At 66.3% G+C, this 18,483-nt stretch carries 14 protein-coding genes; 5 read left to right on the top strand and 9 right to left on the bottom strand.

What is annotated here, in order from left to right:
- Positions 1–96 precede the first annotated feature (96 nt).
- The 7 genes from ACO2RV_RS13760 to ACO2RV_RS13730 form a co-directional block, all read right to left on the bottom strand.
- Positions 97–2,085, bottom strand: coding sequence for an ABC transporter permease (locus tag ACO2RV_RS13760; protein WP_423293865.1), 1,989 nt, complete (start codon positions 2,083–2,085; stop codon positions 97–99).
- Positions 2,082–3,158 (bottom strand): quaternary amine ABC transporter ATP-binding protein, encoded by a 1,077-nt coding sequence (locus ACO2RV_RS13755; RefSeq protein ID WP_423294089.1) that lies wholly within the window; start codon positions 3,156–3,158, stop codon positions 2,082–2,084. The genes ACO2RV_RS13760 and ACO2RV_RS13755 overlap by 4 nt, the downstream gene beginning before the upstream one ends.
- 116 nt (positions 3,159–3,274) lie before the next feature.
- Positions 3,275–4,153: an ABC transporter substrate-binding protein gene (locus ACO2RV_RS13750; RefSeq protein WP_423293863.1), complete on the bottom strand. Its 879-nt coding sequence runs from the start codon at positions 4,151–4,153 to the stop codon at positions 3,275–3,277.
- 205 nt (positions 4,154–4,358) lie between these two features.
- A complete protein-coding gene (locus tag ACO2RV_RS13745; RefSeq protein ID WP_423293862.1) occupies positions 4,359–5,099 on the bottom strand; it encodes a helix-turn-helix domain-containing protein in 741 nt (246 codons plus the stop codon).
- Positions 5,100–5,106: 7 nt separating this feature from the next.
- On the bottom strand, positions 5,107–6,174 hold the full coding sequence (locus ACO2RV_RS13740) for a heme-dependent oxidative N-demethylase family protein (protein WP_423293860.1): 1,068 nt from the start codon (positions 6,172–6,174) through the stop codon (positions 5,107–5,109).
- Positions 6,175–6,191: 17 nt separating this feature from the next.
- Positions 6,192–7,148: a PDR/VanB family oxidoreductase gene (locus tag ACO2RV_RS13735; RefSeq protein WP_423293858.1), complete on the bottom strand. Its 957-nt coding sequence runs from the start codon at positions 7,146–7,148 to the stop codon at positions 6,192–6,194.
- Positions 7,145–7,750 carry a dimethylamine monooxygenase subunit DmmA family protein gene (locus ACO2RV_RS13730; protein WP_423293856.1) on the bottom strand — a complete coding sequence of 202 codons (606 nt, stop codon included), beginning with the start codon at positions 7,748–7,750 and terminating at the stop codon, positions 7,145–7,147. The genes ACO2RV_RS13735 and ACO2RV_RS13730 overlap by 4 nt, the downstream gene beginning before the upstream one ends.
- 324 nt (positions 7,751–8,074) lie before the next feature.
- Between ACO2RV_RS13730 and ACO2RV_RS13725 the strand changes: the two genes are divergently transcribed.
- Both ACO2RV_RS13725 and ACO2RV_RS13720 read left to right on the top strand, forming a co-directional pair.
- Positions 8,075–9,433, top strand: coding sequence for an NAD(P)-binding domain-containing protein (locus ACO2RV_RS13725; protein WP_423293854.1), 1,359 nt, complete (start codon positions 8,075–8,077; stop codon positions 9,431–9,433).
- A gap of 28 nt (positions 9,434–9,461) precedes the next feature.
- On the top strand, positions 9,462–11,717 hold the full coding sequence (locus ACO2RV_RS13720) for a DUF1989 domain-containing protein (RefSeq protein WP_423293852.1): 2,256 nt from the start codon (positions 9,462–9,464) through the stop codon (positions 11,715–11,717).
- Positions 11,718–11,831: 114 nt separating this feature from the next.
- Here ACO2RV_RS13720 and ACO2RV_RS13715 read toward each other — a convergent pair whose 3' ends face one another.
- On the bottom strand, positions 11,832–12,959 hold the full coding sequence (locus tag ACO2RV_RS13715; protein WP_423293850.1) for an aminomethyltransferase family protein: 1,128 nt from the start codon (positions 12,957–12,959) through the stop codon (positions 11,832–11,834).
- A gap of 335 nt (positions 12,960–13,294) precedes the next feature.
- Between ACO2RV_RS13715 and ACO2RV_RS13710 the strand changes: the two genes are divergently transcribed.
- The 3 genes from ACO2RV_RS13710 (at position 13,295) to ACO2RV_RS13700 (ending at position 17,593) form a co-directional block, all read left to right on the top strand.
- Entirely contained in the window at positions 13,295–14,065 is a 771-nt protein-coding gene (locus ACO2RV_RS13710) for a DeoR/GlpR family DNA-binding transcription regulator (protein ID WP_423293848.1), read from the top strand.
- A gap of 94 nt (positions 14,066–14,159) precedes the next feature.
- Positions 14,160–16,610, top strand: coding sequence for a GcvT family protein (locus ACO2RV_RS13705; RefSeq protein ID WP_423293846.1), 2,451 nt, complete (start codon positions 14,160–14,162; stop codon positions 16,608–16,610).
- 101 nt (positions 16,611–16,711) lie between these two features.
- Positions 16,712–17,593: a phosphotransferase gene (locus ACO2RV_RS13700; RefSeq protein ID WP_423293844.1), complete on the top strand. Its 882-nt coding sequence runs from the start codon at positions 16,712–16,714 to the stop codon at positions 17,591–17,593.
- A 3-nt stretch (positions 17,594–17,596) separates the two neighbouring features.
- On the opposite strand, the gene ACO2RV_RS13695 is transcribed toward ACO2RV_RS13700, so the two are convergent.
- A complete protein-coding gene (locus ACO2RV_RS13695) occupies positions 17,597–18,325 on the bottom strand; it encodes a GntR family transcriptional regulator (RefSeq protein ID WP_423293842.1) in 729 nt (242 codons plus the stop codon).
- Positions 18,326–18,483: the final 158 nt, after the last annotated feature.

Genomic DNA, 18,483 nt, shown 5'->3' with positions numbered 1-18,483 from the left:
CAGGCCGGCCGCCCCCTCACCATCATCGCGCGGAATGGCTATCGGGAGGCACCGCGGCACTCGCCCGTGCCTGCCTCGCGCGGCGCCTGACGCTTCTCACAGCCCCATGCGCGCGCGGCGGGCCGCGACCCAGCGGCCGATCATCCGGTCGGCGATGATGCCCAGAAAGGCGATAGCAAGGCCAGCGGAGAGGCCCTTGCCCGGATCGGCCTGCGAGATCGCCACCTGAATCTGCTTGCCGAGATCATTGGTGCCGACGAAGGACGACACCACCAGCATCGACAGCGCCATCATGATCACCTGGTTCACGCCGAGCATGATTTCCGGCAGCGCATAGGGCAGCTCGACCTTGGCGAGCCGCTGCATGCCGGTGCAACCGGCCATGGTGCCCGCCTCCTGCAGGCTCGGCGGCACGCGCCTGAGGCCATGGTCGGTGAAGCGGATCGCCGGCACCATGGCATAGAGCACGATCGCCACCAGCGCCGACACATCGCCAATGCGGAACAGCATGACCACGGGCAGCAGATAAACGAAGGACGGCAGCGTCTGCAGCGTGTCGCACATCGCCCCGAGGAAATCGTGCATGCGCTGCGAGCGGCTGCCGAGGAAGCCGAGCGGCAGGCCGATCAGCGTGGCGATGATCACCGAGATCGAACACAGATAGATCGTGGTCATGCCGCGCTCCCACAACCCCGCCACGGGGATGAAGGCGATCAGCGCGGCCATGCCCAGCGCGAAGCGCCAGCCGCCCAGCGCCCACGCCCCGCCCGCCACCACCGCCAGCAGGCCGACCCAGGGAAAGCCGATCAGGAAGGTCTTCACCGGCACCAGCAGGTAGAGCAGCAGGAAGGTACGCAGGGCATCGGTAGTGGCGAACAGGTTGACGTTCACCCAGGACACCACATCCGACCACATGTTGCCGGTGGAGATGCGGTATTCCGTCGGCAGCTTCTCCAGCGCTGGGAAGGCGAGCGACAGCACGGTGAAGCCCATCAGCGCGATGAAGCCGAGCCAGAACAGCTGGCGGCGCCGTTGTGCGGCAGCCCCGTGCACCGGGCGCATCTCCACCAGCGCGCGGCTCATCCGGTCGAGCACGATGGCGAGCGCCACGACGGCGAGGCCGGCTTCCAGCCCCTTGCCGAGGCCGTTGGCTTGTCTGAGCGCGTTCAGCACGTCGAAGCCGAGGCCGCCGGCGCCGATCATCGCGGCGATGATGATCATGTTTAGGGTCAGCATGATCACCTGGTTGACGCCGACCAGCAGGTCGTCGCGCGCAGAAGGCACAAGCACCTTCCACAGTTGCTGGCGCGGCAGGCAGCCGGTCATGCGGGCGAGTTCGTCCAGTTCCGGTGGCACGCGCTTCAGCGCCATCATGGTGACGCGCACCATGGGCGGCATGGCGTAGAGGATGGTCGCCAGCATGCCCGAGACCGGGCCGACGCCGACCAGGAACACCAGCGGCACCAGATAGGCGAAGGTCGGCACCGTCTGCATGAAGTCGAGCGCTGCCACCACCCCGCTCTCGATGCGCGGCACGCGGTAGGCGAGGATGCCGAGCCCGATGCCGCCGGCCACGCCCGTCGCCACCGCGAGGACGACCTGCGATAACGTCACCATCGCGCTGTCCCACTGGCCGAAGACGAGGATGTAACCGAAGCCGATGAAGCCGAGCGCCGCGAGCCGAGCGCCGCCGAGCACATAGCTCCAGATCGTCACCGCCGCGATGATGCCGGCCCAGGACAGCCGCGGAATGTGGAAGGCGCCGTCCTCGTCGCCGAGGCTTATGCCGGAGGAGAACAGCGCCTTCGGCACGTCCAGCGCATAGCCGAACAGGCCGGAAATGAAGCGCGTCATGTCCTTGAAGGTGAACAGCCCGAAGGTCGCGTCGCGCGCCAGCCAGTAGAGGAGCGCCTTCAGCCAATCGCTGATTGGCACGATCCACTTCGAGGGATAGGCCTTCGCCCAGCCGAAGGTCTCCGGCGCGGCATAGGGCACAAGCACCGCGAGCGCGACGAGGCCGGCGACGAGCCAGCCGGCCGGCACCCGCCACTGCGCGGCGGCGCGTTGCAGGGCGACATCGCTCATTGGGCTCCCCCGACCAGATTGGCGATCACCGCCGCCTTCTCCAGCTTGCCGAGCACGGCGCCGCCAGCGTCGACCACGGCGGCCGGCGCGTCGGCGGAAAGCACGACTTCCGCCACCTCGGCGACCAGCGCCCGCGCCGGCACGGCCGGGCCCAGCGCCTCGCCGGGAAGAACCGGCACGCACACCCCACCGGCGGTCAGCACCTTGGCTCGCGTGACGTGCCGGGTGAATTCGGAGACATAGTCGGAGGCCGGGTGGAGCACCAGTTCCTCCGCCGTGCCGACCTGGATGATGACGCCATCCTTCATGATGGCGATGCGGTCGGCGAGGCGGATCGCCTCGTCGAAATCATGGGTGATGAAGACGATGGTCTTCGACAGCATCCGCTGTAGGCGCAGGAACTCGTTCTGCATTTCGTGGCGGATCAGCGGGTCGAGCGCGGAGAACGGCTCGTCGAGGAACCACAGCGCCGGCTCGGCGGCGAGCGAACGGGCGATGCCCACGCGCTGCTGCTGGCCGCCGGAGAGTTCGCGCGGGTAGTAGCCGGCGCGCTCGGCAAGGCCGACCAGCTCGATCACCTTGAGCGCACGTTCCTCGCGCTCGGGCTTCGGCACGCCCTGCACCTCCAGCGGGAAGGCAACATTGCCCAGTACGGTGCGGTGCGGCAGCAGGGCGAAGTTCTGGAACACCATGCCCATCTTGTGCCGGCGCACCTCGATGAGCTCGCCCGGCGTCATGCGCAGCAGATTCTGGTGCTCGTAGAACACCGAGCCGGCCGTGGGCTCGACGAGGCGCGAAAGACAGCGCACGAGCGTCGACTTGCCCGAACCCGACAGGCCCATGATGATGAAGATCTCGCCCTGACGGATCTCCAGCGAGGCATCGCGCACGGCGGCGAACAGCCCGGCGGCGCGCACCTCGGCGGGCGTCGGAATCGGGTTATCGCGCATGAAGGCGTCGGCATTGGCGCCATACACCTTCCAGAGGTTGCGGCAGATGAGGGCCGGCGGCGCGTCGGTGGCGGGCGAAGCCTTGGCGGGGGCCGTGGCCGGAACGGGCGCGATCGAAACCATGGCCATGAGGCGGGCCCTTCAGCTGTCGGAGGTTGGGCAAGACGGGCGCCGCCAGAGAGGGCGGCGCCCGGAAACGGCAAGACCGGCGGCAAGCGCCGGTCCTACGCGGGGCCGGATCAGTACTCGCCCTTGTGCTTGGCGACATAGGCGGCGACGACCTCGTCGAGGTTCTTGCCGTCGACGTCCACTTCCTTGACCATGAGGTTCAGCTCCGGCCCGTCTACCTTGAGCTTCTTCAGCACGGCATAGGCGCCGGGCCACTTGGTCTTGGTATCGGCGGAAGTGTACTTAAAGATCTCGCCATGCGGCTTGCCGCAGTCGAATGCCTTGTCGGGGTTGGTGCCCCATTTCGGGTCGGTGTAGCAGGCCGCGTCATATTCGGGGAATTGCACCCACTCGCCTTCGAACACCGAGGGCACCCAGTGCGGCGAGTAGACCCACAGCATGATGGGCGCCTTGCGCTCATAGGCGGACTTCAGCTCGGCGAACATTGCCGACTCGGTACCGGCGTCGACGGCGACGAAGGGCAGGCCCAGCGCCTCGATACGCTCGGGATCATGGCCGCCCCAAGTGGCTTCCATGCCGAGATAGCGGCCCTTGGGCGCGGTCTCCGGCGCGGAGAAGGCCTCGCCGCACTTCAGCAGCGCCTTCCAGTCCGGCAGGCCCGGGCACTTCTCCTTCATGTAGATCGGGTACCACCACTCTTCCTTCGCCGCCGGGCCGAGGGGCCCGAGATTCTCGGTCTTGCCGGTGGCATCGGAAGCCTTCATCGCGTCGCCGGCCGTGGTCGCCCACAGCTCCGTCATCACGGTCACGTCGCCATTCTCCATGGCGGTGAGGCCGGTGAGATAATCGATGGTGACGTACTCCACCTTGTAGCCCTTCGCCTTCAGCAGGTCGCCGGCGATGTGCGAGGTGATGTGCTGGCCCGTCCAGTCATGCAGCGCGATGATGATCGGGGCCTTGGATTCCTCGGCCTGGGCGAGCGCGGGCATACCGCCCACAGCCGCGCACACCGCAAGTGCTTTCATGAGACTTTGAACGCGCATCGGATCTTTCCCTTGGATGGTTCGCTGGGGGCATGCGTGGCGAGTGAGGTGTCCTTTCAGGAACATCTCTTTCTTCACAGGCAAATTGCAGGCCACTAGTCCGCTGAGGGAGCGCCCCTGTCGCGGCTGGGAAGACGCGTCACGCGGACGCTCATTCCTTCGGATAGACGATGATCGACAGATAGGTCATGGGCACGGAAATCAGCTCCTCCGGCCCATGCTGGGCGGAGGCATCGAAGAACAGCGTATCGCCGGGCTGCAACTCGTAGACCTTGTCGGCGTGGCGGTAGCCGACGGAGCCGGAGAGCATGTAGATCAGCTCCACACCGGCATGGCGGAAGGCCGAATAGGCCGTCGCCTCCCCGGTGAGGGTGATGAGGAACGGCTCCACCACCATGCCCGAGCCAAGCGAATGCCCGAGCAGCTCGTAGATGTGGCCGGACTTGGTGCCGCGCCGGTCGACGACAGTGCCCTGCCCCGCCTTGACGAAGGAACAGTCGCTGCGGTCGTCATAGCCGGCGAACAGCGCCGCGATCGGCACGTTCAGCGCGCTCGCCAGGGCGGTGAGCGTGGAAAGCGAGGACGAAATCTGCCCGTTCTCGATCTTCGAGATCATGCCGGGCGAGATCTTCGCCGTCGCCGCCAGCTCGGCGCTGGTGATGTCCAGCTTCTTGCGCTGCTGGCGGATCTGCGCGCCGATCGCCTGCTCGACCGTCACACTGGACGCGCGCGGCGCGCCCGAGCCGGTGGCAATGGCCTCCTCCGTCACCACGGGCGGCGGCGCGACATGCTGACCGTTCTTCAGCGCGACAGGGGCCGCTTGGTTCGGCTCGGCCTCGATCACCCCGGCGAGTTCCGGGGGCCGGTTAAGCGTACGCAACGGCATGCGCATGCCGGCCTCAGCGCTTGGCCGGCAGGACGGACTGGCGCGGCGCCGTCCCGACGGGAAGGTCGGCGCCGTCGTCGAAGCGCGACAGATAGTCAACCGCCATCTCGCGATAGCGCGTCGTGCCCTTGTAGTCGGCGATCTCCGGATGCAGGTCGCGCAGCACACGGTGCAGGCGCTTGCCCCAGATGTCGACGCGAGCGAGGTCCTCGATGCTGCACAGATAGCAGCGAATGCCGAAAAGAATGGCGTTGGAGCGCGGCAACCGGAACAGCGACTGCAACTCGACCCGCAGATGCAGCTTGGCGCCGACATTCTCCGGCGTGATCGTCAGCCGGTCCGGCCCCCATTGCGGATAGTTTTCCGGGCTGGTGTCGAGCCGCGGATTGATGGTCATGGTCCAGTTCAGCCGGCGCACCGGCTGGCCATATTGCAGCCGCAGCAGGAATTTCAGCGCGCGGTCGAACACGCCCTTCTGATGGGCGAGCGGCACCGGGCCGTGCCACTGGTGGAAGCTCATGCCGACATCGAAATCGAGCGACCAGTCGGCCTGCGTCGTCACCATGCCGCCGTCGATGAACAGGTTGTCGTCGCGCTGGTCCTGCAGGGTGAAATCGCCCTGCGCCTGCCGGGTGATGTACTCAAAAGGAGGCAGCGGCAGGCTCGAAGCGTCGCCGAAGACGAAGCTGTCGCATATGCCGAGCGGGCGGTTCTCCCAGGTCCAGTTCGTCCCCTCGCGGGTCAGCGTGAAATGCTCGGGATAGGACGCGGCGAAGCTCTCCATGATGAGCTCCAGCGTGTCCCACTGCGCCGCCATCATGTGAGGCAGCACCTTGCAGCGGCCGGGGTCCTGCTCCAGCACCCTGGCGCGCTCGCGGCACTCCGCGACATAGTGTTCGTCGACATCGAACGGGTTGTCGAAGGCCGGCGTCGGCCCGCCCGGCACATGCGGCTCGATGTTCACCGAGTACATGTAGGCGTCTTCCGGGAAGGGGAACGGAAAGCGCAGTACCGCGGCGTCGGAGTTCGCGTAGGTGAACTCGTCGCGGAACGTCTCTTCCGGCTTGAACTGGATGGTCACGGCGGTCCCCTGTCCGGTCAGAGTTCGAGCACGAGGCGCGCGGTGCGGGCGCGCGACACGCAGGTCATGATCAGGCGATTGGAGGCGCGCTCCTCCGCGTCGAGGAAATGATCGCGATGCTCGGGCTCGCCCTCCGCCACTTCGGTGACGCACTGCCCGCAGGCCCCGCCCCGGCACAGACACGGCGCCTCGACGCCGGCGGCCTCGATGGCGTCGAGCAGGCTGGTCTCCGCCCCGACCGCGATCTCCAGCCCCGAGCGGCGCAGCACGGCTATGAAGGGCTCACCGCCCGCCGCCACGCCGCCGAAGGATTCCGAATGCAGCCGAGCCCTGGGCCAGCCGAGGGACGCGGCCAGTTCCATCGCCGCCTCCATCAGCAGCGCCGGCCCGCAGGTATAGAAATGCGTGCCGAGCGGCTGGCGGATGAGCGCCTGCTCCAGCCCGCCGAGATCGACATCGCAATGGAAGTGCACCTTGGACGCGGGATAGCGGGCGAGCAGTTGTTCGAACACGGCGCGCTCGGCCGGCCGGCAGAAATGGTGCAGCTCCCACGGCGTGCTCGCCGCCTCGAAGGCGGCGATATAGGCGAGGAACGGCGTCAGTCCGATGCCGCCCGACACCATCAGGTGCCGGCGCGCGGTACGCATCACGGGGAAGAGATTGGCCGGCAGTCCGGCCTCGATCACGTCACCCTCGCTTACCTGCTCATGCAGGAAGGCCGAGCCGCCCTTCGAGTCGGCGACGCGCCGCACGATGATGGAGAGGTGGCTGCGATCCGCCGGATTTGCGATCAGCGAATAGGCGTTGCGGTGCAGCCGCTCGCCATCTTTCAGGAACAACCGCAGATGCGCGCCGGGCCCGGAAGGCGCCACCAGCCCACCATCGGCGGGCAGGAGGGTGAACGCCTTCAGCGTCGGCGACAGCGGCACGATGGTGGCGACGCGCAGCGGAAGGGTGGTGGCGCGGTGGCTCATGGAAACACCTCCTCGACGGGGGGCAGCTCGCCCGGCGCCTCGGCATCCGCCTGCACCCCCATAAAGGCGGAATGGAAGCGGGAAAAGTGATCGCGGACCACCAGATGCGCGCCGCAGCCCGCGCACACGACGATGCTGGTGGTGACGTCGCCGGTGACGGTCTTGCAGTGGACGCAGAACACCTTGCGGCGCAGCGAACCGGCATGGGCGGTCCGGCACTCGGCGCCCTCCAGCCCCGCCTCGCGGGCCAGCCGGGCGACGTCCCAGATGAAGCCTTCCTCGCCCACGGCATAGAGCCGGAAGCCGACGGTCTCCTGCGCCAGCCGATGCGACAGGCGGTCGAGCAGATGCGGCACCGCCCGGAAGGCGCGCTCCTCCAGCTCCGCCGCATTGCCGGGGGCCGGCTCGATCCGGGGCTGGCCATCGACCGCGCTGGTCGCCGCCACGATCCAGTAGCCGAGCGGCGCGGCGGCGTCCTCCGTGCCGTCTATCACCTCGGCGAGCGGACGCGGCGCGTCGCTGAGCACGAGATGACGGCGCCCGCTGCCGTCGAGGCTCAGGCGCTCATAGACAGGCCGGCTCTTGATGTCCGAAATCAGCATGATGGCGGTCTCTGGAAGGCCGTTCTCTCGGGCGGATTGGCATGAAGACTGCTCGTGGAGAAACGGGGCTGACCGTGCCGAAATGTTTCTCTGCGATAAAATGAAGTGTTCAGCAGGAAACTTTTTCCGTCAAGAACCCCCATCGCCCATTGTTTAGGCGGGCTGCCGAATTTGGCAGCGCACAAGGATCGAATTCTTTCCAGGAAACTATCTTGACAAACAAGAAATATAGACGAGGCTTTCATCAAAGGCCGGACGAACAGGTTTCCCGTCGAGGAGGCAGCGATCCGGCAACCTTCCAATGAGGACTACGGGAACACGCAAATGAGCATCCGCGTCGCCATCATCGGTGCCGGCCCGTCGGGCATGGCCATGCTTCGGGCTTTCCAGTCTGCACAGAAGAAGGGAGCCGAGATCCCGGAATTCGTCTGCTTCGAAAAGCAGTCGGATTGGGGCGGCATCTGGAACTACACCTGGCGCACCGGCCTCGACCAGTATGGCGAGCCGGTGCATGGCTCCATGTACCGCTACCTCTGGTCGAACGGCCCGAAGGAGTGCCTGGAGTTCTCCGACTACACCTTCGAGGAGCACTTCGGCCGGCCCATTCCGTCCTATCCTCCCCGCGCCGTACTGCACGACTACATCATGGGCCGGGTCGAGAAGGCGGGCCTCAAGCCGAGCGTGCGCTTCAACACCGCGGTGAAGTGGATCGAGTATTCGCCGGAGACAGAAACATTCACCGTCTCGGTGAAGGACCTGGTCAAGGACGAGCTCTATTCCGAGGTGTTCGACTATGTGGTCGTCGCCTCCGGCCACTTCTCGACGCCGAACGTGCCGTATTTCCCCGGCATCGAGATGTTCCCCGGCCGGGTGATGCACGCCCACGACTTCCGCGCCGCCGACGAATTCGTCGGCAAGGATCTGCTGGTGGTCGGCTCGTCCTATTCGGCGGAGGACATCGCCAGCCAGTGCTACAAATACGGCGCCAAGTCGATCACCTTCAGCTACCGCACCCGCCGCTCCAACTTCAAATGGCCGAGCTGCTTCACCGAGAAGCCGCTGCTGGAAAAGCTGGACGGACGCGTCGCCCATTTCATCGACGGCACGAGCACGGAAGTCGATGCGGTGATCCTGTGCACCGGCTACCTCCACAACTACCCGTTCCTGCCGGACGACATGCGGCTCAAGAGCGCCAACCGCATGAACCCGCCCGATCTCTACAAGGGCGTGGTGTGGGAGAACAACCACAAGCTGTTCTATCTCGGCATGCAGGACCAGTACTACACGTTCAACATGTTCGACGCGCAGGCCTGGTACGTGCGCGACATCATCCTCGGCCGCATCGCGCTGCCCTCGGACGAGGCGATCGCCGCCGACATCGCCAAATGGCTGGAGAAGGAAGGCACGATCGAGACCGCGTTCGACGCCATCGATTTCCAGACCGACTACATGAAGGAACTGATCCCGGCCACCGACTACCCGATGTTCGACCTCGACGCCGTCGCCGCCCTGTTCAAGGTGTGGGAACACGACAAGGAGCGTGACATCATGGGTTATCGCGACAATTCCTATGTCTCGATCATGACCGGCAACAAGGCGCCCGGCCACCACACCAAGTGGCTGGAGGCGCTGGACGATTCGTTCGAGGCCTTCATCAATCCAGCGGCCGTGGCTGCCGAATAGGCCGCCACACGTCATCGGGAGAGACGCCATGAACATCCAGCTCGGCACGACGTCGGGCGTGCGCCGCCTCAATCCAGCGCGGCTGCGCCATGTCGCGCCGGGCGGCGGCTTTGCCAGCTTCGAGCTGAAGCCGGGCGACCGCGTGCACATTGTCGATCCGGAAGGCGGGCAGCCCGGCGCGTTGTTCGTCTCGGGGCTTTCCGGCAGCCTCATGGACCTCCTCGGCGGGGTGCAGCTCACCGGCGACGCCCTGCCCGAGACGGCCCGTGCCTTCCTTGGCGGGGTGGTGGAAGGCGCCGAACTGTTCGGCGCCTCGCAGCCATCGGGCGCCAGCGTCAGCTTCACCGCGCCGGAACACCTCGCCTGTGTGCTCGCCGCGCCCGGCGGCCCGATGGATCCCGGTGCGCAGGACGCGCCGACCGACCTCATCGTCGAGATCGAGCCGGCCGCGCCCTCCGCCGGCACGCTGCCGCCGCCGCTCGCCGAAGCGAAGCTCGACCTGCGCATCCGTGCGGCATCCGCGAGCGCCTATGAGGTGAAGGCCGGCGACTACATCCAGATCATTGATGTCGACGGCCAGCAATGCTCCGACTTCCTCGCCTTCGACGCCGCCAAGCTGGCGTCGGGCCGCGAGAAGGGGCTCGACCCGACCACCACCCGCACGCTAATGGGCTCGGCAAGTCCAGGGCCGGGCCTGCACTCGAAATATTTCGACGAAGACCAGACCGCCCTGGTCGAGGTGATCCGCGACACGGTCGGCCGGCACGACACCTTCATGCTGGCGTGCAATGCCAAATATTACGACGACATGGGCTATCCCGGCCACGACAACTGCACGGACAATTTCAACCGTGCCCTGGCGCCCTATGGCATCGAGCCGAAAATGGGCTGGCCGGCGGTCAACTTCTTCTACAATACGTTCGTCGCCCCCGGCGACCGCATCGGCATGGACGAGCCGTGGTCGCGGCCGGGCGACTATGTGCTGCTGCGCGCGCTCACCGATCTCGTCTGCGCCTCCTCCTCCTGCGCCGACGACGTCGACGCCTCCAATGCCTGGCACCCCACCGACATCCATGTGCGCGTCTATGACGGCACGAATAATTTCTCCAGAGGGATCGCCCACCGCATGACGCCCGACTCCGCCCCGCGGCTGACGCGCGAGACCGCCTTCCACGCGCGCACCTCCGCGCTCACCCGCAAGTTCACCGATTATCGCGGCTTCTGGCTGCCGGACTGCTTCAATGCGGGCGGGCCGATTGAGGAATACTGGGCCTGCCGCGAGCGCGCCGTGGTGATGGACCTCTCGGCGCTGCGCAAGTTCGAAATCCTCGGGCCGGATGCCGAGAAGCTGGTGCAGCTCGCGGTCACCCGCGACATCCGCAAGCTCGCCGTCGGCCAGGTGGTCTACACCGCGCTCACATATGAGCATGGCGGCATGCTCGACGACGGCACCGTGTTCCGCCTCGCCGAGAACAATTTCCGCCTCGTCTGCGGCGACGATTACTGCGGCGTCTGGCTGCGCGAACTGGCGGCCAAGCACGGGCTGAATGCCTTCGTGAAATCCTCCACCGACCAGTTGCACAATCTCGCGCTACAGGGGCCGAAGTCGCGCGACATCCTTCGCGAGATACTCGTCACCCCGGCGCACCAGCCGAGCGCCGACGAGCTGAAATGGTTCCGCTTCACCATCGGCAAGATCGGCGACGTGCCGGTCATGGTTTCGCGCACCGGCTATACCGGCGAACTCGGCTATGAGATCTGGTGCCATCCGAGCCGCGGCGCCGAGGTTTGGGACGCGCTCTTTGCCGCCGGCACGCCCTACGGGCTGGAACCGCTCGGATTGCTCGCGCTCGACATGGTGCGCATCGAGGCGGGCCTCGCCTTCTCAGGCTACGAGTTCTGCGACCAGACCGACCCGTTCGAGGCCGGCATCGGCTTCACCGTACCGGAATCCAAGACCGACGACTTCATTGGCAAGGAGGCGCTGGCCCGCCGCCGCGCCCACCCCTCGAAGAAGCTGGTCGGCCTCACCGTCGCGGAGAACGAGCCGGTGCATCACGGCGACCCGATCTATAACGGGCGGGCGCAGATCGGCGTCGTCACCAGCGCCACGCGCTCGCCGACGCTGGGCCACATCATCGCGCTGGCCCGGCTCGATGTGAGCATGGCCGAGACCGGGGCGAGCGTGGAGATCGGCAAGCTCGACGGCCACGCCAAGCGCATCGCCGCGACGACCACCGGCTTCCCGCATTACGACCCGACCAAGAGCCGCGTGCGGGCGTGAACGGCCAGCCTGCTGAATTAGAAAGGGCCGGAGCGGTACGCTCCGGCCCTTTTTCCATTCACCCAGGTCATCCCGGACGACCGAAGGCCGATCCTGGATGACGACCGCGAAACCTCAGCTCCGCTCCTCCAGCGGATGGGTGCGCAGGCGCAGCGGGTCATAGAACGGCGTCTTCACCAGTCGGCCGATGAAGGTGCCCTGCGGCCCGACCACCTCAAACTCTGTGCCGAAGGCGCCGAACTCCGGCACCACATGCACCAGCGCGATGGAGCGCATCAGGTGCCGGCTGTAGATCGACGAGTTGAGCGAACCCACCTCCTTGCCGTCCTTGACCAGCTTGGCGCCGGGCTCGATCTGCTCGTGATGGTCGATCTCCATGCCACGCTGCACGACGCGCTGCTCGGCCTTGCGGCGCACCAGCGCCTCCTTGCCGCGGAAGGCCGGCTTGTCGAGGTCGACCGTCCAGTCGGCACCGACTTCCCACGGCGTCTCGTCGCCCTTGGGCATGTCATAGGGGAAGAACAGCAGCGCGCCCTCGACGCGGACGATATCAAGGCTCTGCCACGACACCGGCATGGCGCCAAACGGCTTGCCGGCCTCGAGGATCTTGTCCCAGATAAACACGGTGTCGGCGGCCGCGCTGAACACCTCATAGCCGCGCTCGGCCGAATAGCCGCCGCGCGCCAGCGTCACCGGCCGGCCGAACAGGGTCGCCGGGGCGTGCTCGAAATATTTCAGCGTCGTCAGGTCGATGGAAGCGTGCGGCTTCAATATGTCGAGCGCCAGCGGCCCCTGTAGCGACAGCACATGGGTGTCGCCGTCATTCTGCACCGTGACGTCCTTGCCCAGGCTGAACTCGCCCAGCACCTCCTCCAGCTTGCCGGAGCCGTGCGACAGGCGGAAATCGTCGGCTGCATTGCAATAGACCAGCACGTCGTCGATCAGGCAGCCATTGTCGTCGACGATGTTGCTGATGGCGGACTGGCCCGGCTTCATCCTGGCGATGTCCGACGTCAGCACCTCGTTGAGCAGCGTGGCCGCGTCCCTGCCCGTCACATTGACCAGATTGAGCGAGGAGACGTCGATCAGCCCCGCCTTGGAGCGGATGGTCGCGACCTCCTCATAAGGGTCGGTCGCATAGAATTGCGGAAGCGGCATGCCGTTCCACGAAGATTCGAACTTGGTTCCGAGCTCGATATGCCGCTCGTTCAGAATGGAATTGCGAGGGAATGCAGCGGTCATATCTGAGGAAACCTTCGCTTTACGAGGTCTGCATCGGGATGGACGGAGCGCGCAGGGATGATCGAGCGATGACGGACGCATTTGCGCGTCGCGGCCCTGTCCGCTCAACGTGGAAATGCTTACATCGGCTCGCCGGCCTGTCAATAAAATTTCTCTGAGAGAAACACGCTTTCTCCGCATGAAGCAGCGCTTGCCTCTCGCGCCGGCCGGAGCGGCGTGCCGGGTCGTGTATAACGCGCCTGCGAAAGCCTCGCATATCCCGCATTTGCTGCTAATGATGTGGGATCATGTGGAATTTCTGCACGAACAGCCGGTCGCGCGGCGGGAGAGCCTGAATGTCCATCAAGCGCCGCAGCGATATTCTCCAGGCCGTACGCGCCAGCGGCAGCTGCTCCATCACCGAGCTGGCCGCCCGCCTCGCTGTCTCCACCGAGACGATCCGGCGCAACATCCAGCCGCTGATCGAGGACGGCGCGCTGCTGCGCTTCCATGGCGGCATCATGGTGCCCGAACAGGCGGAGGAACCGCCCTTTCAGCGCCGCATGCAGGTGAACAAGGAGGCCAAGTGGACGATCGCCACGCTGGTGCGCGAGCGCATCGAGGATGGCGACAGCCTGTTCCTCGATAACGGCACCACCTCGGCCTATGTGGCGGACGCGCTAGCCAGCCGCTCGCGGCTCACCATCGTCACCCATTCCGCGCAGATCGCCTACCGCCTGGCCTCGCGCAACGGCAATCGCGTGTTCATGGCCGGCGGCGAGCTGGGCGGGGAGGATGCCGCCGCCTTCGGCGCCTCCGCTATGGCCTTCATCAGCCAGTTCAAGGTGCGCTACGCCCTGCTCTCGGTCGGCGCCATCACCCGCGCCGGCGAATTGGCGGACTTCCATCTGTTCGAGGCGGAATTCTCCCGCGCCGCCATGGCACAGGCGGAAGAGAGCTGGGTCGTCGCCGACCGCTCGAAATTCGGCCGCGAAGCCTCCGTCACGGTCTGCCCACTCGCCGCGGTCGATGCGGTGGTGAGCGACGGCCCGCCGCCCGACGCCTTCGCCGCGCAGTGCCGGGAGGCCGGCGTGCGGCTCATTCTTCCCTCGCCGGATCACATATAGCCACAAAAAATGTTGTTCTTCGTGGAATATCGTTGACATCCCTCGCCGCGCAAGGTGACCTCGAAGGTGACCATTCGCCCCGCAGGAGTCACCGATGTCCGCCTTCCCCACCCAGGCCCAGATCGTCATCATCGGCGGCGGCATCATCGGCACCTCGACCGCCTATCACCTGGGCAAATTGGGCTTCAGGGACACGGTGCTGATCGAGAAGCACAAGCTCACCTCGGGCTCGACCTTCCACGCCGCCGGTCTGGTCGGCCAGCTGCGCTCCAATGCCGGCATCACCCAGCTGCTCGGCGAATCCGTGAAGCTCTACCGTACGCTGGAGGCCGAGACCGGCCTCGCGACGGGCTGGAAGATGAATGGCGGCCTGCGCCTCGCCTGCAATGCCGAGCGCTGGACCGAGGTGAAGCGTCAAGCCACCACGGCCCGCTCCTTCGGCCTCGAAATGCACCTGCTGAGCCCGAAGGAGGCGCAGGAGCTGTGGCCGCTGATGGACGTCGCCGATGTCGTCGGTGCCGCCTTCCTGCCGACCGACGGGCAGGCCAACCCCTCCGACATCACCTCATCGCTCGCCAAGGGCGCGCGGATGAATGGCGTCACCATCATTGAGGACACGCTGGTCACCGGCCTCAAAGTGGAGAACGGGCGGGTGACGAGCGTGGAAACCGATCGCGGCCCCATCGCCTGCGAAATCGTGGTGAATTGTGCCGGGCAATGGGCGCACGAGGTCGGTGCCATGGCCGGCGTCAATGTCCCGCTGGTCTCGGTGCAGCACCAGTACATGATCACCGAGGCGATCCCCGGCGTGCTGCCCAATCTGCCGACCCTGCGCGATCCCGACCGGCTGACCTATTACAAGGAGGAGGTCGGCGGCCTCGTCATGGGCGGCTATGAGCCGAACCCCATCGCCTGGGCGGAAGACGGCATCCCCGCCGGCTTCAACTTTCAGCTGCTGCCGTCGAATTTCGATCATTTCGAGCCGATCATGGAGCTGGCGCTCGGCCGCGTGCCGGCGCTGGAGACCGCCGGCATCAAGGAGCTGATCAACGGCCCGGAGAGTTTCACGCCGGATGGCAACTTCATCCTCGGCCAGGCACCCGAGCTGACCGGCTTTTATGTCGGCGCCGGCTTCAACGCCTTCGGCATCGCCTCGGGCGGCGGCGCCGGCAAGGCGCTAGCGGAATGGATCGCCGGCAATGGCCGCCCGCCCTACGACCTCTCCCCGGTCGACATATTGCGCTTCGGCCGCAACCATCAGGATGTCGCCTGGGTGCGGGCCCGCACGCTGGAAGCCTATGGCAAGCACTACACCATCGCCTGGCCGCATGAGGAGCACGCCAGTGGGCGCCCGCTGCGCCGCTCCTCGCTCTATGACCGGCTTAAAAGCCAGGGCGCGGTGTTCGGCGAGAAGCTCGGCTGGGAACGGCCGAACTGGTTCGCCGGCGCCGGCGAGGAGGCGAAGGATCGCTACACCTATGGACGGCCGAACTGGACCGACGCGGTCGCCCGCGAGAATGCGGCGGCGCGCGCCTCGCTCGCCATTCTCGACCAGAGTTCCTTCGCCAAGTTCCTGCTCATTGGAAAGGACGCCGAGGCGGCACTGTCGTGGATCAGCGCGGCGGATGTCTCCGGCCCGGCCGGCAGCATCACCTATGCACCGATGCTGAACCGGCGCGGCGGCATCGAATGCGACATCACCGTCGCCCGCCTCTCGCCGACCTCCTACTACCTCATCGCCAGTACCGGCGCGGCGACGCATGATTTCGACTGGATCGGCCGAAATATCCCGGACGGCCTCGACGCCCATCTCGTCGACATCACCTCGGCCCATGCGGTGCTGACGCTCATCGGCCCGAATGCGCGCGCGCTCCTGGAAAAGCTCACGCGCGACGACGTGTCGGGCGCCGCCTTCCCCTATGCGTCCCTGCGCGACATCCGCCTTGCCGGCGCGCCGGTCAGGGCGCTGCGTCTCACCTATGCCGGCGAGCTCGGCTACGAGCTGCACATGCCGACCGAATTCGCCCTCACCGTCTATGACGCGCTGATGGCGGCGGGCGAAAAATTCGCCATCGCCAATGTCGGCTACCGCGCGCTGGAAACACTGCGGCTGGAGAAGGCGTTCTGGGCCTCGGGCTCAGATGTCGGGCCGGACCATAGCCCCTTCGAGGCGGGACTTGGCTGGGCGGTGAAGCTCGGCACCGACACGCCCTTCATCGGCCGCGACGCGCTGGAAGCCAAGGCGGGTCTGCCGCTGGTCAAGCGCCTCGCCGGCTTCACGGTGGAGGATCCGAACATCATCCTGCTCGGCCGAGAGACCATCTACCGCAATGGCGAGCGCGTGGGCTGGCTGGCCTCCGCCGGCTTCGGCCCCACGGTCGGCAAGCCGATCGGCTATGGCTATGTGCGCCGCGCCGAGGGCGGGCTCGACGACGCCTTCCTGCTGTCAGGCACCTACGAGCTCGACGTCGCCATGGAGCGCGTGCCGGCGAAGCTGCATCTCGGCGCGCTGTACGATCCGGAGAATGCGCGCATCTTCGGGTGAGGAGCTGAACGAGGGAAAGCCCGGCCCTGCTGGTGCTTCGGCACGCCCATTGCCTCGCCTGCCGGCAACACGCATCCTCTCGTCCCACCGGAATGCCGCCCATGCCGCCCTCACCCGCCGACCGCATCCGCGCCTTGCCGCTCTGGCGCTCGAAGGTGGAGCCGCGCCCACTCGGTGGCGGCATCACCAACACCAATTTCGTGGTGGAAGATGGCGGGGCGAAATATGTCGTGCGTCTCGGCGACGACATTCCGCTGCACAATGTCATGCGCTTCAACGAGCTGGCGGCGGCGAGGGCGGCGGAAGCCGCCGGCATCTCCCCGGCACTACGCCATGCCGAGCCCGGCCTCCTCGTCATCGACTTCATCGAGGGCAAGACCTTCGACGAAGCGGATGTACGGGCGAATCTGGCGCCCGTAGTCGAGCTGGTGCGCCGCGCCCATGTGGAGGTGACGCGCCAGCTGCGCGGGCCGGCGCTGGCGTTCTGGACCTTCCACGTGCTGCGCTCCTATATCCACGCGCTGAACGACGGCGACCACCGCCTCAAGGCGGACCTGCCCATCTATGGCGCGCTGGCCGAGCGGGTGGAGGCGCTGGTCGGGACCACCGAAATCGTATTCGGCCATAATGACCTGCTGCCGGCCAATTTCATCGATGACGGAAACCGGCTCTGGCTGATCGACTGGGACTATGGCGGCTTCAACACACCGCTGTTCGACCTTGGCGGCCTCGCCTCCAATAATGGCCTTGATGCCGCCCAGCGCGACGAGATGCTCGCCCTCTATTATGGCCGCACGCCGGACGACGCGCTGCGCCTCAAGCTGCAGGCCATGCTGGTCGCCTCGCTCCTGCGTGAATCGCTGTGGAGCATGGTCTCCGAGCTGCACTCGGCCATCGACTTCGACTATGCTGCCTACACCGCCGAGAATCTCGACCGCCTCAAACGCGCCGTCGCCGAGCTCGATGCGATGGACGCCGCCTGAGCCTCAGCGTGCCGAGAGCAGCGCCGCTAGGTCGATGCCCTTGCGGGTCTCGCGGTCGAGGTCGAGCCGGTCTTCCACATTGGCGAGATGCTCGTCCATCAGCGCGACAGCACGCGCGGCATCGCCGGCGGCAATCGCTTCGAGGATCAGTTGGTGCTCATGATGCGAGCAGCTCGGCTGGCCCGGCTTCTCGTAAACCAGGATCACCAGCGCCTCACGGGTGATCAGTTCGCGCAGGAAGCGCAAAAGGATGGCATTATCGGAAATCTCCGCCAGCCGCAGGTGGAACTCACCGGAAAGCCGCACCATCTCCGCCCAGTCGCGCCGCGCCTCCGCTGCCGCCTCGGCGGCGACATGCGCCTCCAGCGCCGCCCGGTCGGTGGGGACGAGCCGACCGGCCAGCAGGCGCAGTATGGTTTCCTCGATGCCGCGCCGCGCGGCAAAGATCTCGCGCGCATCGCGCGGGCTCGGGCGGAACACCGAAGCACCCTTGTTCGGCTCGATGGTAACGAGGCCGGCATAGGCGAGACGGGTCAGCACCTTGCGGACACGGGCGCGGCTGACGCCGAAGATCTCCCGCAACTCCTCCTCGCGCAGCCGCGTGCCCGGCGGCAGGTCCTGCGCGGCGATGGCGGCATGCACCTTGTCATAGATCGCATCGTCCGATGCCGACGACGTCCACGCGGCTTCCGCCTCGCCGGCATCATCCTTGTCCGGGGCCGTCTTTGCCATGCGCCTCACCTCGTCCGACACCGGATCAGTAGCCACGCCGCACGTTGGTGTCGAGCGGAATGCTCATTTATGCGTCACAAACCGCGATATTTATGTGCACCATAAGCGGTTGTTTTGTCGACAATCTTGGATACGATTATCCACATCGCGATGCAACG

The sequence above is a fragment of the Ancylobacter sp. VNQ12 genome (assembly GCF_049445835.1).
GTDB lineage: Bacteria > Pseudomonadota > Alphaproteobacteria > Rhizobiales > Xanthobacteraceae > Ancylobacter.
This window is presented reverse-complemented; position numbering and strand designations above follow the sequence as displayed.

Excerpts from the sequence above, each read along its gene's own strand:
- ACO2RV_RS13760 (WP_423293865.1), bottom strand. The coding sequence starts at position 2,085 with ATGAGCGATGTCGCCCTGCAACGCGCCGCCGCGCAGTGGCGGGTGCCG.
- ACO2RV_RS13755 (WP_423294089.1), bottom strand. The coding sequence starts at position 3,158 with ATGGTTTCGATCGCGCCCGTTCCGGCCACGGCCCCCGCCAAGGCTTCG.
- ACO2RV_RS13750 (WP_423293863.1), bottom strand. The coding sequence starts at position 4,153 with ATGCCCGCGCTCGCCCAGGCCGAGGAATCCAAGGCCCCGATCATCATC.
- ACO2RV_RS13745 (WP_423293862.1), bottom strand. The coding sequence starts at position 5,099 with ATGCGCATGCCGTTGCGTACGCTTAACCGGCCCCCGGAACTCGCCGGG.
- ACO2RV_RS13735 (WP_423293858.1), bottom strand. The coding sequence starts at position 7,148 with ATGAGCCACCGCGCCACCACCCTTCCGCTGCGCGTCGCCACCATCGTG.
- ACO2RV_RS13730 (WP_423293856.1), bottom strand. The coding sequence starts at position 7,750 with ATGCTGATTTCGGACATCAAGAGCCGGCCTGTCTATGAGCGCCTGAGC.
- ACO2RV_RS13725 (WP_423293854.1), top strand. The coding sequence starts at position 8,075 with ATGAGCATCCGCGTCGCCATCATCGGTGCCGGCCCGTCGGGCATGGCC.
- ACO2RV_RS13720 (WP_423293852.1), top strand. The coding sequence starts at position 9,462 with ATGAACATCCAGCTCGGCACGACGTCGGGCGTGCGCCGCCTCAATCCA.
- ACO2RV_RS13715 (WP_423293850.1), bottom strand. The coding sequence starts at position 12,959 with ATGACCGCTGCATTCCCTCGCAATTCCATTCTGAACGAGCGGCATATC.
- ACO2RV_RS13710 (WP_423293848.1), top strand. The coding sequence starts at position 13,295 with ATGTCCATCAAGCGCCGCAGCGATATTCTCCAGGCCGTACGCGCCAGC.
- ACO2RV_RS13705 (WP_423293846.1), top strand. The coding sequence starts at position 14,160 with ATGTCCGCCTTCCCCACCCAGGCCCAGATCGTCATCATCGGCGGCGGC.
- ACO2RV_RS13700 (WP_423293844.1), top strand. The coding sequence starts at position 16,712 with ATGCCGCCCTCACCCGCCGACCGCATCCGCGCCTTGCCGCTCTGGCGC.
- ACO2RV_RS13695 (WP_423293842.1), bottom strand. The coding sequence starts at position 18,325 with ATGGCAAAGACGGCCCCGGACAAGGATGATGCCGGCGAGGCGGAAGCC.